This is a genomic window from Vibrio tubiashii ATCC 19109 (assembly GCF_000772105.1).
Lineage (GTDB): Bacteria > Pseudomonadota > Gammaproteobacteria > Enterobacterales > Vibrionaceae > Vibrio > Vibrio tubiashii.
Genome location: NZ_CP009354.1, coordinates 2,939,333 through 2,952,404, shown reverse-complemented (window position 1 = coordinate 2,952,404; position 13,072 = coordinate 2,939,333). Strand labels below are relative to the sequence as shown.

Genomic DNA, 13,072 nt, shown 5'->3' with positions numbered 1-13,072 from the left:
AATAATTGCTGTCCAACTATTGGGGGTCACTTCATTTAGTCAGGGGTTTTATACTTTGGTTAGCCAAATAAGATTAGACCCCAAGTGACTACCACCAAAGAGAGGGCAACAAATACAGCTGCGGAGCCGATATCCTTCGCACGTCCGCTCAGCTCGTGATACTCGGAGCCCACGCGGTCGACAACCGCCTCTATCGCTGAATTAAGCAATTCAACCAAAACCACAATGAACAGCGTTGCTATCATGACCACTTGCTCAAGTTTTGTCACAGGTAGGAAAAAGGTCGCTGTAGCCATGATGATCAGCAATATCACCTCTTGGCGAAATGCAGCTTCGTAACGCCACGCGGCCGTTAACCCTTTTATTGAGTAACCAGTAGCGTCAATAATTCGTTTGATACCGGTTGCACCTGGCTTCATTGGGTTTCTCCTTGGGTTAAACAAGTGGCAAATATATCAAGCTCTGCGTTGTACTCGCTGGTCTCGATATCCATCAAGCCCAACACAGAGTGGAAGAAGTTATCATGAGATAGCTTTTCATTCGATACTTTCTGCATACATTGTTCATCAAGCTGGTGTTTAGTGACAAATTTGTCTGACATCCAGGTAATCATAGGTACATGAGTCTGATGTTTGGGTGCAATAGAGGCGGGCATACCATGGAGGTAGACACCATTCTCACCTAAAGACTCACCGTGGTCAGAGACGTACAGCATCGCAGTGTTGAACTTGTCGTCATGTGATTTTAGCTTGTCGATTAGCTGGCTTAGTAGATAATCGGTGTAAAGCAGAGAGTTGTCATAAGTGTTCATCAACTCTTCTCGGCTACAATTTTGGATGTCCGCCGTATCACAGGTTGGAGTAAACTTCTTAAATTCTTCAGGGTAGCGTTTATAGTAGGTAGGGCCGTGACTTCCAAGTAGGTGCAGGACAATAACTCCGTCGGTATCCAGTGAGTTAATGTGCTCATCTAACCCTTCAAGCAGAATCCCGTCAAAGCAAGTTCCCCACTGGCAATACTTCTCTTGTACTTTTACTTGTTCGTGGCCATCAATATAGGTAATACGGTCGCACGCACCTTTACAACCACTATTGTTGTTCTTCCATAACACATCGACACCCGCATGATCGAGGATATCAACGACACTATCTTGCCTACGTGCTTTAGAAGCGTTGTAAGAGGATTTGGTCATGTTCGAGAACATGCATGGCACAGATACCGCAGTGCAGGTACCGCAAGAGGTGACGTTAGGGTAATTGATCACACCTTCTTGCTTAGCTAAGAACGCATTGGTTTGTTTTTCGTAGCCATTAAAAGAGGAGTTTTCTGCACGGGCGGTCTCCCCGATCACCAACACAACTAGGTTTTTGCGCGGATTATCTTGGTTACGGTTTACAGCGTCTGTGCCTATTTGAACATAAGGTAGATTGGCTTCGTACCAGCGCTTGTTCACAACGCGCGCTGTGGCCGTTATATAGTTGGTTGGGTTTAAAGCCGATCCAAGCTCGCTGTTGTTGCGTAGCAGTGATGCGTAGTCTTTAAAGTAGACCGAAGCAATACAAGCAACAACTAAGACGGATACCATTAAGCTAGCGAATTTTAGCAGTAGTTCTTTTCCGAGGTGGCGGAATTCAACCTTAACTCGACTAAGCAGCAGTAGCGGTAAGATCGCGAGAGCGAAGTACCAAATGAAGGCTGACATAGAAAGGTAGCTGGTTGCTTCATGAGTATCTGTTTCTATAACACTGACAATCATCCCATAGCTGAGTACGATCCCGTACTGGTGCATCGCGTAAGTGGCAGCGGCGGAGATAAGTATAATCACGCTAACGATAAGGCGATGGATCAAAGGCCAAGTCAGTAGAGTAAAGAGGACATTCATGATCGCCAAGACAACAATGGGCAGTGTGAGCTTTAGCCCCCATGAGGCCTCAGGCATAGTGGCAAAGATTGAATTGACTCGTTCCCAAAGTGCTATGTTTTGAAACAGAGTAAAAAATAGTGCGATTACCAGAGTATAGGTAACGCTGCTCATGCGTATCTTCATTATTATCACCAGTAGGTAAGATGTCATACCAAATGAAATTTGCCGCCATTATCCATATTGGTGATAGAATGTGAAGATGGTTTGATGTCAAGTTTTTGCTAATTAGGCTTAAAGTTAATGGCTGTGAATACGTTGTTTGTTAGTAGGTAAGCTGTCTTAATATTTTACACACCAAGCAATGCCTATTGTCATTGTTCTATATTTCCATGGCAGAGAAAGGCTAGTGTTTCTAGATTATGAAAGATAAACCGGCTAGCTTCTTTTTCTCTTGCTTAAACTGCTTTCTTTCTGTACTATTCGTGCTCCTTAAAACTCGGTCAATTATCTTTAGTTCCTTGCTTCCTCTGGACGACCGGGCCATTTGTGGAAGCTGAATAATCCGTAAGGAGCAACCAATGCGTCATTACGAAATCGTATTCATGGTGCACCCAGATCAAAGCGAGCAAGTTGCTGGCATGATCGAGCGTTACACTGGTTCAATCACTGAAGCTGGCGGTACTATCCACCGTCTAGAAGACTGGGGCCGCCGTCAACTGGCTTACCCAATCAACAAGCTTCACAAAGCTCACTACGTTCTAATGAACGTTGAAGCTGACCAAGCTGTAATTGATGAGCTAGAAACTGCTTTCCGTTTCAACGATGCAGTTCTACGTAACATGATCATGCGTACTAAAGCGGCTATCACTGAGCAATCTATCATGCTTAAGCAGAAAGAAGAGCGTGCTCCTCGTCGCGAAGAGCGTGCTGAAGCTAAGCCAGAAGCAGCTGCTGAGTAATAAATCTTATGACCAATCGAATGGAGCTCTCTGGCACCATTGCCAAACCGCCCATTCGTAGTAAAAGCCCTAGTGGCATAGAACACTGTCGATTTTGGTTAGAGCATCGCTCTACTGTTATCGAAGCTGACTTACCGAGACAAGTTTATTGTCGTATGCCGGTTGTTGTTAGCGGGCAAAGGTCACAAGTATTAACTCAGAATTTAGTACAAGGCAGTAGCATTAAGGTAGGTGGCTTTGTCACTTATCAAACCGGCCGAAATGGCGTTGGTAAATTAGTGCTTCATGCCGACAACATTACTCAAATTTAAGATCAGGAGATAGCCCATGGCTCGTTTCTTCCGTCGTCGTAAATTCTGCCGTTTCACTGCAGAAGGCGTACAAGAGATTGATTACAAAGACGTAGCAACTCTTAAAAACTACATCACTGAAGCTGGTAAAATCGTACCTAGCCGTATTACTGGTACAAGCGCTAAGTACCAACGTCAACTAGCTCGCGCTATCAAGCGTTCACGCTACCTAGCTCTACTTCCGTACACTGACAAGCATCAGTAATCGGTTCGTTTTATAAAGAGGAATTAAACAATGCAAGTTATTCTACTTGATAAAATCGGTAAACTAGGTGCTCTAGGCGAAACTGTAAACGTTAAATCTGGCTACGCTCGTAACTTCCTTATCCCTCAAGGTAAAGCAGTTATGGCTACTAAAGCTAACGTTGAAATGTTCGAAGCACGTCGTGCTGAACTAGAAGCTAAAGCTGCTGAGCAACTAGCTGCTGCAGAAGCACGCGCTGAAAAGATCAACGCTCTTGAAGCTGTTGTTCTAGCGTCTAAAGCTGGTGACGAAGGTAAACTATTCGGTTCTATCGGTACTCGCGACATCGCTGATGCAATCACTGCAGCTGGCGTTGAAGTGGTTAAGAGCGAAGTTCGTCTTCCTGAAGGCGCACTACGTAACATCGGTGAGTTCGAGATCAGCGTTCAACTTCACTCTGAAGTTTTCGCGTCAGTTAACCTACAAGTTGTTGCTGCTGAGTAATTCAGTATCAAGACGTATTTTAAAAGCACCTCTTAGAGGTGCTTTTTTTATATCTGTAGGATAGGAAAGTCAGGGTCCTTGAGGCTAGAAGGCAAATAGTAAATTGACCGAAAACATGCTGTCGGCTTTAAACAGTCCTTCTGGTACTTTATCGTGGTATTGGCGAGAGTAAGCCAGCTTCAGTGCAATCGTTTCTGTAATATTATTGGATACGCTTAAGTCGGTATCTGTTCGGGTGTTACTTCGCCCCGAGACGACAGTGACTGAGGCAGTCACTGAAAGATTTTCTAGCGCTTGCCATTTTGTGTTGAGATTGCCACGAAATATCCCTTCTTGAACCGTATCAGGAAAGATGATGTCGTCATCATCGATTTCATCTTTATTGGGCTCCTGATAGCGAAAACCGGGGCCAAACTCGAACTCCAGTAAGAAGGTTTCTGTGTTGGCAAATTGATAACCCAGACCGCCTGACAAGGTGTAATCTTTAAAGTAAGCGCTGTAACGTGAGTCAACACCATTGAAACTGCCATAAAGATAGGATTTAGGGCCTAACTTGTAGTCGCTCTGGGCGCTGTAACTTGATTGACGTTTATCTTCTTCACCATCTTTGTACAAAAGATAGTACTTCCACTCACCGTTAGTACGGTGGCGGCCTTTGACATACTCAGCACTGAGTCGAGAGTTCAGTGAGCGGGAGTCTGAGTTTCCGCTGTGTGACTGGTAGCCGAACTCAACTTCTGAGCTCCAAGGGGAAGGAAGTTCAATATCCGTTTTGCTATGTCCTTCATCATCGGCATGGGCGAGCATCGAGCTCATAAGACCTGCACTCATTAGCCAAAATTTAGACACTCACTACCTCTATATTGATGAAACGAATGGCGCAATAGTAGATTTAAATTGACTGAATACCGTCAGCAATAGGTTAATTCTACATTAGAACTCTACAAAGTAACGCATTAGTAAAGACAAGCGCTGCATTCTCGTTATAATTAGCGATCTATAGCAAGTTGTTGAGCAAACCCATGGCCGAAGCGAAAGTAGATAATCGAAACAAAAAGTTTAACGATGCACAAGTTGATGCGATAAAAGTTCCTCCCCATTCGTTAGAGGCAGAGCAATCTGTTATCGGTGGTCTACTTCTTGATAATGAACGCTGGGACACCGTTGCAGAACGTGTCGTTGCTAAAGATTTCTATAGTCGTCCGCATCGCTTAATCTTTGAGGGCGTGAAAGCGATTCTTGAAGACAATAAACCGCTCGACCTCATTACTCTGTCAGAATTTCTTGAACTGCGTGAGCAGCTTGAAGACGTGGGTGGTTTTGCTTACCTTGCTGACTTAGTTAAAAACACGCCAAGTGCGGCCAATATCAACGCTTATGCCGAGATTGTTGCCGAGCGTGCTTTGGTTCGCGACCTGATTGGTGTTGCCAACGAAATTGCGGATGCTGGTTATGACCCTCAAGGGCGTGGCTCTGAAGACTTGCTTGATCTTGCTGAAAGTAAAGTTTTTGCCATTGCTGAATCTCGAACTAACGAGAACGAAGGCCCGCAAAACGTCGATAATATCCTAGAGAAAACCCTCGAACGTATCGAATTGCTATACAAAACGCCACAAGATGGTGTAACAGGGGTTGATACCGGTTTTACTGACCTCAACAAGAAAACTGCCGGCCTGCAAGGTTCTGACTTAGTGATTGTTGCCGCGCGTCCATCTATGGGTAAAACCACTTTTGCGATGAACTTGTGTGAAAACGCAGCCATGGTGCAAGAAAAGCCTGTGCTGATTTTCTCGCTAGAGATGCCTGCGGAACAGATCATGATGCGTATGCTGGCATCGCTTTCTCGCGTTGACCAAACCAAGATTCGTACCGGTCAACTTGATGACGAGGATTGGGCGCGTATTTCTTCTACCATGGGTATCCTAATGGAGAAGAAGAACATGTACATCGATGACAGTTCAGGCCTAACACCGACGGAAGTACGTTCTCGTGCTCGCCGTATTGCTCGTGACCACGGCGGTCTATCGATGATCATGGTCGACTATCTTCAGTTAATGCGTGTGCCTGCACTGTCAGATAACCGTACTTTGGAAATCGCCGAGATTTCTCGCTCACTTAAAGCGCTAGCAAAAGAATTGAATGTCCCTGTAGTGGCACTTTCGCAGTTGAACCGTTCCCTAGAGCAACGTGCTGATAAACGCCCGGTCAACTCGGACCTTCGTGAATCAGGCTCTATCGAGCAGGATGCCGACTTGATCATGTTTATCTATCGTGACGAAGTATATAACCCAGACAGTTCAATGAAAGGCACGGCAGAAATCATTCTTGGTAAGCAACGTAACGGTCCTATCGGCTCGGTTCGCTTAACCTTCCAAGGTCAATGGTCACGCTTTGATAACTACGCAGGTCCTGCGTTTGATATGGATGACGAATAACGCATGAGCTACATGAAAGCAGCGACAGCGTTTATTAATCTCGAAGCGTTAGAGCACAACCTAAAACAGATTAAACAGCAAGCTCCAAACAGCAAAGTGATGGCGGTTGTAAAGGCCAATAGCTATGGTCATGGCCTGCGGCACATTGCTAAGAATGCCAAAGGTGCGGATGCTTTTGGTGTTGCTCGTATTGAAGAAGCACTTCAGCTAAGAGCGTGCGGTGTGGTTAAGCCCATTTTATTGCTTGAGGGTTTTTACTCTCAAGGCGACCTGCCTGTTCTGGTTACCAACAATATTCAAACCGTGGTTCACTGCGAAGAGCAGTTACAAGCGCTTGAACAAGCTGAGCTTGAGACGCCAGTGGTTGTTTGGCTCAAGATTGACAGCGGAATGCATCGTCTGGGCGTTAGACCAGAGCAGTACACAGAGTTTGTTACGCGCTTAAAAGCGTGTCGCAATGTCGCTAAGCCGCTACGTTACATGAGCCATTTTGGTTGTGCTGATGAGTTAGATAAAGCGACCACCAATGAGCAAACCGAACTGTTCCTAACTTTGACCGAAGGGTGTGAAGGCGAGCGTTCATTGGCTGCATCAGCTGGACTGCTTGCTTGGCCTGATAGCCAGTTGGATTGGGTTCGCCCTGGGATCATCATGTATGGTGTTTCACCGTTTAATGACAAAACCGCAGAGCAGATGGGCTATCAACCTGTAATGACACTGAAATCGCACCTTATAGCAGTACGTGATGTTAAAGCGGGTGAAAGCGTCGGTTATGGCGGAATTTGGACTAGTGAACGCGATACTAAAGTTGGTGTAATTGCGATTGGCTATGGTGACGGTTACCCAAGAACGGCACCAAATGGCACACCAGTACTGGTCAATGGACGTAAAGTGCCGATTGCAGGTCGAGTCTCAATGGACATGCTCACCGTTGATTTGGGGGCTGATGCACAAGATAAAGTAGGCGATGAAGCCATTCTATGGGGCAAAGATCTCCCCGCAGAAGAGGTGGCTTGCCATATAGGTACCATTGCCTACGAACTGGTGACTAAGCTAACGTCACGTGTTGATATGGAATACTCCAACTGACTATGTACCAAAAAATTACGACAGTGCTGGCCTTAAGTGCCAGCCTTTTTGTTTCAAGCTCTGCGTTAAGTGAAGAGAAAGATTCGGCGTTTTTACCGTTTTACTTTAGCACCGAAACCTTAGGTAACACCGTTGGTATAGCAGGGGTAGCAAAAGGGGTAGGGCAACCACAAGCTGCCTTGTTTGGTGCGGCCTTGTACACGGACAAAAAAAGCTATGTGACGTTTCTTTCCGCTTTTAACTACGCACTGACTGATCAGCTACTAGTTAGCTCCCAACTGTATAAAGCGCAATTTAATCAAAACCCTTATTACATCGGTGATCAAGGCAACAACGATTCAGTCGCGAGTGATAAGACGGTTACTAATGGCTTAGAGCAGAACTACGAGGTTGAGTTTAAGTATCTATTACCATGGGGTAATGTTGCACAAAATGGCCTGCTTGGTGTCTTTCAACCTATTCGTGATGTCAGCTTTGCCTCACCACTTGAGTCTGGTGTGAGCTCCATTAGCCTGACGCCTTTCTATTCCTCTCGCCGTCTAGACATCAATAACACCACTGAAAAATCGACTGGATTTGAACTGATCCTAGATTGGGATAACCGCGACAGCGTGCGTAACCCAACCAAAGGCTCACACACAGCGCTGACGACAACAGTGGGTGCTCATAGTTGGCAAAGCGAAGACCGTTGGACCAAGGTTGAGTTTCAAAACAGTCAATACTTTGCGTTGGGCCCGCTTGGTGAGTTATTTGATCAACAAGTTCTTGCGTTTGATTTTTACACCGCTGATACCCCTAACTGGAACAACGAAAGGCCACCAGAGCAGGAACAGGTTAGTTTAGGTGGATTATATCGATTACGCGGTTACACCAGTGGGAGATTTCACGGACGAAGTGCGGTGCATTATTCCGCTGAGTATCGGGTGATCCCTGAATGGCAACCTCTCGATGAGATCCCACTGCTCAATTACTATGACTTACCGTGGTGGCAATGGGTGTTTTTTGCCGAAGCAGGTCGAGTGGCCGATCAATATGATCTTAAGACACTGCATAAAGATATGAAATGGAATCTAGGTGGAGCGGTTCGTTTCCAAGTAGAAGGGATCGTTGTGCGGGCAGAGTACGCACAAGGTGCTGATGAAGGTACTTTCAGAGTGATGATCAATCAGCCTTTCTAGCTGACTCATTCATCACCATTTTAAGCAAGGGGCGGTCAACTGAATGCCCCTTTCTATTTTCTTCGCTAAGTTACGCTTCTTTCTTAAACTGTCGTAGGTAGCGATAAACAGTATCAGGGGAGATTTCAATCTCTTGTGCTGCTATTGAGACTGCATCTTTAACGTTAAACAACCCTTCATTAAACATTTTACGTACGATTTCTTTGGTGCGTTTCGCTTTGGTTAGTCCCATGCTATCGGCATGTGATTTAAACTTAGAAATCGATGTGGTCAACATATCGTTGGCACTTGGCGAAAAGACTTCCGGCGACTCCGTAATGGTGTCAAAAGAAACCCCAGCAGGTAGCATAGAGCTAATCACTGAATGCATTGGGGCATCCATGTTTGTGTTGATACACAGCATGGCGATAGGGGTGCTGCTGTCGTTAGAAATAATGGTGGTGACTGAACGAATCATTTTTCCGCAAATTGAGCGAGTAAAGTAAGGCTCTGTGACTTGGTTGCCATCTTTCAGTTTTTCTATTGCAAGGTTAGTGATTGGGGCACCAACGGAACGCCCTGTTACATGGCCATTGGCTATTTTGACTATCGATGGATTGTCGATATCTAGTGAATGCAGTGCCACTTCAGTGTGCTCACCATACATTGCTGCAATGCCATCAACAATGTTGTAGGTAGAGCGGATGATAGCCTTATCTGAATCGGTAAGATTAACTAACATTATGTCCTCGAAAAAAGCCATCACAAAAAGTGATGGCTTAACTTAGTGATGGTTTATCATCGTATTATGCTGACATAATTTCAATGATCTGGTTGTCGGTAATGTTCATTCCGAGGCTAATCATTCGACCTACATTGCGAATCGTTGTTTCAATATTGTCGGAAATAACACCTTGGTTAGCAGCTGCGTGATTACGCATTGCCATCATCACAGATTTCACCGCAGCGGTTGTGGAGCTTCCAACTTTCATTGCACAGGTTGCTTTTGCCCCGTCACAAACCATACCTGAGGTATCACTTAGGACGTTCTGAATTGCGTAGCAGCATTGTTCGTAAGTGCCGCCAGCGAGATAAACCATTGCCATCGCTGTTGCAGAACTGGTCACAGTGTTACCACAAAATGCTGACAGCGGTGGATAAAACGACTTCATATAGATGGCACCTAAATGGCTCATCACCAAGGCGCGACAGGTTTTTTCGTCATCTGCGTTTTTATGCTCAGCCATAAAAACAACAGGTACGGTCGCAGCAATACCTTGGTTGCCTGAACCATAGTTACTCATCGCTGGCAGTGATGCGCCTCCCATACGAGCGTCACTCGCTGCTGAAGTATATTTGACGATGTTTTCTGTTAGCGATGTACCGCACATTAACTCGTCGCTATCCATTGAGCGACCAACTTGAAGGCCATATTGGTTGACCATGCCTTCTTGGGATAACGCCATATTGAGGTTTTTCGCCTCAAGCATAAAACTAATGTCAGAGAATGGAACATTGACTGCGAAATCATAAATCTGCTTCATTGAGATATCGACACCTTCACAGATAGAAGCAGTTCCAGCGCAGCTAGCTTCGCTATCAACTTGCATCGCAAAAGTGACTTCACCATTCATACGCTCTTCGACAATACGCGTGTGACCACCACTGATAATAATTTCTGACGTGTTCCCAGCGGCAGTAGCAACCGCACGGCAGAAAATAAAGTCATCGGCTTCAACACGATTAACCGTAATCAACTCTTGATCAATAAGATGCTGAGCTTTATCGACATCTTTTGGAGTGATATTGGCTAACACTTGTAAGTCTGCGTGTGCATCCCCCGCAACATAGCCACAGGCCGCCGCAATGTGTAGGCCTATTTTACCCGTACGTGGGACGAAGACACCCATCGAGTTTTTGTATAGGTTGTCGGAAACACTGATTTCAAGAGATTCAAGTGGTTGATTATCAAGTCGAGCACTTGCAACTGCAGCAGCATAGGCGGCTGAAATTGGTTCAGTACAGCCAAGAGCTGGCTTTACTACAGACTTGATGATCTCGATGTATTTGTTCCATTGCTCTGACATAGTTTTAACCCTTATTTTTTATGAGCGATTGCTTCAACTTCGACTAAGACACCCATAGGTAGATCTTTGACCGCGAAGCAGCTGCGTGCTGGGCAATCGGTTTTGAATACCTCTGCGTAGACTGCATTGAATGCAGCGAAGTCTTCAATATTTGCTAGGTAGCAAGTGGTTTTCAGTACTGTTTCAGCACTACCACCTGCTGCTTCTAGAACAGCCACTAAGTTTTCAAGAGACTTTTTCGATTGTTCAGTAATACCGCCTTCAACTACACCACCAAGCGCTTTGCATACTGGTAATTGACCAGAGGTGAAAATGAGGTTTTCAAATGTCGTACCGTGTGAGTAAGGGCCGATGGCTTCAGGTGCACTTGGTGCGGTTACTAATGATTTCATACTTGTTCCTAATTTAGGTATTACACAATACCTTTATCTTGTTTGTGCGAATAATATTGCAAATTTAGTTGCATTTAACAAGTCTTGGAAATTGATTTAAGTCAATATTGTTTCTGTAAGTTCCTTTTGCTGGAAGGGTTGGTTGTGTTTTTTGATCTTGATTATCTTTTCAAATAATTTTGCATATTTGATGTTGAAAGATTGTTTGATGTGGAATATATTCGCTCAAAACTTACACAGAGACACTGTTATGAAAGGTAAATTAATCAAAGCGGGTTTGACCGCGATTGCTCCACTTTGCTTAGGAGCATTCCCATTTTCATTTATCGTTGGCGCACTGAGTATTCAGTCTGGAATGGATGTCGTACAAAGTACTCTTTGGTCTTTTACTGTATTTGCGGGCTCTGCCCAAATGGTGGCGTTAGGGCTATTGCAAAATGGCGCGAGTATTGCCGTGATCGCTTTAACCACTTTTATTATCAATTTACGCCATGTGCTCTATAGCGCTTCTCTGTCTGAGCATGTCAAACAATACCCACTACATATCCGTTTCTTAATGTCTTATGGGTTAACGGATGAAGTGTATGCCTCAAGCATCACCGAAATGAAAAAAGAGAAAGAAGGTCGGCATTGGTTTTACCTAGCGGTGATGGGAGGCTTCTGGGCTAACTGGGTGCTAGCGAACTGTGCAGGTGCACTCATTGGTGCCTCTTTCCCTGATATTGCCAACTACGGATTAGAGTTTGCGATGGTTGCAGCCTTTATCGCGATTGTTATTCCACAAGTGAGAAGCCGCGAATGTATTGTCGCCGCGCTTGTTGCGACGTTTGCGGGCATCTTGCTTTCTGGTTTGCCTCACTCATTAGGTCTTGTAATCGCTGCTGCTTTAGGGGTGTTTGCTGGCTATCAAATGGATTTATCTACTGAAAAGCAACAACTTGAATCTGAAACAACATTGAAAGCACAAGCTGAGGGCGCATAACATGGAAACATCAACGTTCATTCTACTGACAGTGTCTATGGCGATTGTGACTGTCGCGATTCGCTTTAGTGTGATCGCCTTTGCGGGTTCATTTGAAATGTCTCCGCGCTTAAAGAAAACGCTGCGTTTTGTTCCTGTCACCGTGTTACCTGCCATTATTGCGCTAGAGATTCTGGGTACAGGATCAGAGATTGCCTTTAATTTGGAAAACCCTAAAGTATTGGCAGCCATCGTATGTACTCTAGTTAGCTTAAGATTCGACCTTGTTTGGGTCGTGGTGAGTGGCGTTGCTTCGCTACTTTTGTTCCAAGCGATTCTATAACTTACTTCCAATTACTAACCCTACACCTAAAACGGAGCCAATGGCTCCGTTTTTAAATATGCTTAGTACTGCTCACCTTGTAAGGTCGCGATAATTGTCCGGCTACCGCCGTAATCGCGATGCTCTCCCAAATAGACTCCCTGCCATGTCCCGAGTGCCAGTCTGCCCTGACTAATCGGAATCAGCACACTACAGCCTAATGTCGAGGCTTTAATATGAGCGGGCATATCGTCATCCCCTTCGTAGGTGTGTTTGTAATACGGTGCGCGTTCTGGAACAGAGTGGTTGAAATGCTTTTCCATATCGTGTCTCACGGTTGGGTCAGCGTTTTCATTGATGGTTAAGCTTGCCGAGGTATGCTGAATAAATAGCTGTAATAAACCGACAGAATAGCCAGATATTTGAGGTAATTGTTGTTCAATTTCATCGGTAATGAGATGAAATCCGCGCTGCTTAGCTGGGATTTGAATGATTTTTTGAGTCCACATATGGATGTCTGCTTACAATTTGAACTTGAGCTCTCGTTAAGCTTGCTCTAGGTTAGTGATACAATCCTAAACGCTCATATGACGTTTGTTTAGTTTTGAAGCAGGGAACGTGACCTAACTCAATGTGAGTGAGGGTCGCCTACGTCATAATGTGCGCTTGAAAAAAAATTACAAAGTCTTGTTTTGTGGCATTTTGCCCTAACATACCTAATATTATTATTTTGCTTAATCGGGGATTCCACCAGTTTTCGCTAGGCTG

At 44.9% G+C, this 13,072-nt stretch carries 16 protein-coding genes; 9 read left to right on the top strand and 7 right to left on the bottom strand.

The features are described from left to right. Positions 1 to 59: 59 nt before the first annotated feature. The gene (locus IX91_RS13445) at positions 60 to 419 is read right to left on the bottom strand and encodes a diacylglycerol kinase (RefSeq protein WP_004747100.1); all 360 of its coding nucleotides are present in this window, start codon (positions 417 to 419) and stop codon (positions 60 to 62) included. Then, positions 416 to 2,047 carry a phosphoethanolamine transferase EptA gene (gene eptA / locus IX91_RS13440; RefSeq protein ID WP_038197949.1) on the bottom strand — a complete coding sequence of 544 codons (1,632 nt, stop codon included), beginning with the start codon at positions 2,045 to 2,047 and terminating at the stop codon, positions 416 to 418. Before eptA ends, IX91_RS13445 begins: the two co-directional genes overlap by 4 nt. A 395-nt stretch (positions 2,048 to 2,442) precedes the next feature. Here eptA and rpsF point away from each other — a divergent pair, with 395 nt between their 5' ends. The 4 genes from rpsF to rplI are packed head-to-tail and all read left to right on the top strand — an operon-like array spanning position 2,443 to position 3,861. Then, a complete protein-coding gene (gene rpsF / locus IX91_RS13435) occupies positions 2,443 to 2,823 on the top strand; it encodes a 30S ribosomal protein S6 (RefSeq protein ID WP_004747103.1) in 381 nt (126 codons plus the stop codon). Positions 2,824 to 2,831: 8 nt separating this feature from the next. Further along, the gene (priB, locus tag IX91_RS13430; RefSeq protein WP_004747105.1) at positions 2,832 to 3,134 is read left to right on the top strand and encodes a primosomal replication protein N; all 303 of its coding nucleotides are present in this window, start codon (positions 2,832 to 2,834) and stop codon (positions 3,132 to 3,134) included. A 16-nt stretch (positions 3,135 to 3,150) separates the two neighbouring features. Continuing rightward, complete coding sequence (gene rpsR / locus IX91_RS13425; RefSeq protein ID WP_000090472.1) at positions 3,151 to 3,378, top strand: 30S ribosomal protein S18; 228 nt, start codon at positions 3,151 to 3,153, stop codon at positions 3,376 to 3,378. Positions 3,379 to 3,408: 30 nt separating this feature from the next. Next, positions 3,409 to 3,861, top strand: a complete 453-nt coding sequence (gene rplI / locus IX91_RS13420; RefSeq protein WP_004747108.1) for a 50S ribosomal protein L9 — start codon at positions 3,409 to 3,411, stop codon at positions 3,859 to 3,861. An 84-nt stretch (positions 3,862 to 3,945) separates the two neighbouring features. On the opposite strand, the gene IX91_RS13415 is transcribed toward rplI, so the two are convergent. Continuing rightward, a complete protein-coding gene (locus IX91_RS13415) occupies positions 3,946 to 4,668 on the bottom strand; it encodes a DUF481 domain-containing protein (RefSeq protein ID WP_050809771.1) in 723 nt (240 codons plus the stop codon). Between the two features lie 215 nt (positions 4,669 to 4,883). Here IX91_RS13415 and IX91_RS13410 point away from each other — a divergent pair, with 215 nt between their 5' ends. The 3 genes from IX91_RS13410 to IX91_RS13400 are packed head-to-tail and all read left to right on the top strand — an operon-like array spanning position 4,884 to position 8,563. Beyond that, complete coding sequence (locus tag IX91_RS13410) at positions 4,884 to 6,296, top strand: replicative DNA helicase (protein ID WP_004747112.1); 1,413 nt, start codon at positions 4,884 to 4,886, stop codon at positions 6,294 to 6,296. Between the two features lie 3 nt (positions 6,297 to 6,299). After that, positions 6,300 to 7,385, top strand: coding sequence for an alanine racemase (gene alr, locus IX91_RS13405; protein ID WP_198430397.1), 1,086 nt, complete (start codon positions 6,300 to 6,302; stop codon positions 7,383 to 7,385). 2 nt (positions 7,386 to 7,387) lie between these two features. After that, positions 7,388 to 8,563 (top strand): BamA/TamA family outer membrane protein, encoded by a 1,176-nt coding sequence (locus IX91_RS13400; protein ID WP_004747116.1) that lies wholly within the window; start codon positions 7,388 to 7,390, stop codon positions 8,561 to 8,563. Positions 8,564 to 8,633: 70 nt separating this feature from the next. On the opposite strand, the gene IX91_RS13395 is transcribed toward IX91_RS13400, so the two are convergent. The 3 genes from IX91_RS13395 to IX91_RS13385 form a co-directional block, all read right to left on the bottom strand. After that, positions 8,634 to 9,284 (bottom strand): helix-turn-helix transcriptional regulator, encoded by a 651-nt coding sequence (locus IX91_RS13395; protein WP_004747118.1) that lies wholly within the window; start codon positions 9,282 to 9,284, stop codon positions 8,634 to 8,636. A 64-nt stretch (positions 9,285 to 9,348) separates the two neighbouring features. Further along, the gene (locus IX91_RS13390) at positions 9,349 to 10,629 is read right to left on the bottom strand and encodes an L-cysteine desulfidase family protein (protein ID WP_004747121.1); all 1,281 of its coding nucleotides are present in this window, start codon (positions 10,627 to 10,629) and stop codon (positions 9,349 to 9,351) included. A gap of 11 nt (positions 10,630 to 10,640) precedes the next feature. Next, the gene (locus IX91_RS13385) at positions 10,641 to 11,021 is read right to left on the bottom strand and encodes a Rid family detoxifying hydrolase (protein WP_004747122.1); all 381 of its coding nucleotides are present in this window, start codon (positions 11,019 to 11,021) and stop codon (positions 10,641 to 10,643) included. 250 nt (positions 11,022 to 11,271) lie between these two features. Between IX91_RS13385 and IX91_RS13380 the strand changes: the two genes are divergently transcribed. Next, entirely contained in the window at positions 11,272 to 12,003 is a 732-nt protein-coding gene (locus IX91_RS13380) for an AzlC family ABC transporter permease (protein ID WP_004749944.1), read from the top strand. 1 nt (position 12,004) lies between these two features. Then, positions 12,005 to 12,325: an AzlD domain-containing protein gene (locus IX91_RS13375; RefSeq protein ID WP_004747125.1), complete on the top strand. Its 321-nt coding sequence runs from the start codon at positions 12,005 to 12,007 to the stop codon at positions 12,323 to 12,325. A gap of 62 nt (positions 12,326 to 12,387) precedes the next feature. Here the strand turns inward: IX91_RS13375 and IX91_RS13370 are convergent, their stop codons facing one another. Then, positions 12,388 to 12,813 (bottom strand): secondary thiamine-phosphate synthase enzyme YjbQ, encoded by a 426-nt coding sequence (locus IX91_RS13370; RefSeq protein ID WP_004747127.1) that lies wholly within the window; start codon positions 12,811 to 12,813, stop codon positions 12,388 to 12,390. Positions 12,814 to 13,072 lie beyond the last annotated feature (259 nt).

Bases quoted from the DNA above. Each gene is read 5' to 3' on its own strand.
- IX91_RS13445 (WP_004747100.1), bottom strand. From the start codon at position 419: ATGAAGCCAGGTGCAACCGGTATCAAACGAATTATTGACGCTACTGGT.
- eptA (WP_038197949.1), bottom strand. From the start codon at position 2,047: ATGAAGATACGCATGAGCAGCGTTACCTATACTCTGGTAATCGCACTA.
- rpsF (WP_004747103.1), top strand. From the start codon at position 2,443: ATGCGTCATTACGAAATCGTATTCATGGTGCACCCAGATCAAAGCGAG.
- priB (WP_004747105.1), top strand. From the start codon at position 2,832: ATGACCAATCGAATGGAGCTCTCTGGCACCATTGCCAAACCGCCCATT.
- rpsR (WP_000090472.1), top strand. From the start codon at position 3,151: ATGGCTCGTTTCTTCCGTCGTCGTAAATTCTGCCGTTTCACTGCAGAA.
- rplI (WP_004747108.1), top strand. From the start codon at position 3,409: ATGCAAGTTATTCTACTTGATAAAATCGGTAAACTAGGTGCTCTAGGC.
- IX91_RS13415 (WP_050809771.1), bottom strand. From the start codon at position 4,668: ATGCTCGCCCATGCCGATGATGAAGGACATAGCAAAACGGATATTGAA.
- IX91_RS13410 (WP_004747112.1), top strand. From the start codon at position 4,884: ATGGCCGAAGCGAAAGTAGATAATCGAAACAAAAAGTTTAACGATGCA.
- alr (WP_198430397.1), top strand. From the start codon at position 6,300: ATGAGCTACATGAAAGCAGCGACAGCGTTTATTAATCTCGAAGCGTTA.
- IX91_RS13400 (WP_004747116.1), top strand. From the start codon at position 7,388: ATGTACCAAAAAATTACGACAGTGCTGGCCTTAAGTGCCAGCCTTTTT.
- IX91_RS13395 (WP_004747118.1), bottom strand. From the start codon at position 9,284: ATGTTAGTTAATCTTACCGATTCAGATAAGGCTATCATCCGCTCTACC.
- IX91_RS13390 (WP_004747121.1), bottom strand. From the start codon at position 10,629: ATGTCAGAGCAATGGAACAAATACATCGAGATCATCAAGTCTGTAGTA.
- IX91_RS13385 (WP_004747122.1), bottom strand. From the start codon at position 11,021: ATGAAATCATTAGTAACCGCACCAAGTGCACCTGAAGCCATCGGCCCT.
- IX91_RS13380 (WP_004749944.1), top strand. From the start codon at position 11,272: ATGAAAGGTAAATTAATCAAAGCGGGTTTGACCGCGATTGCTCCACTT.
- IX91_RS13375 (WP_004747125.1), top strand. From the start codon at position 12,005: ATGGAAACATCAACGTTCATTCTACTGACAGTGTCTATGGCGATTGTG.
- IX91_RS13370 (WP_004747127.1), bottom strand. From the start codon at position 12,813: ATGTGGACTCAAAAAATCATTCAAATCCCAGCTAAGCAGCGCGGATTT.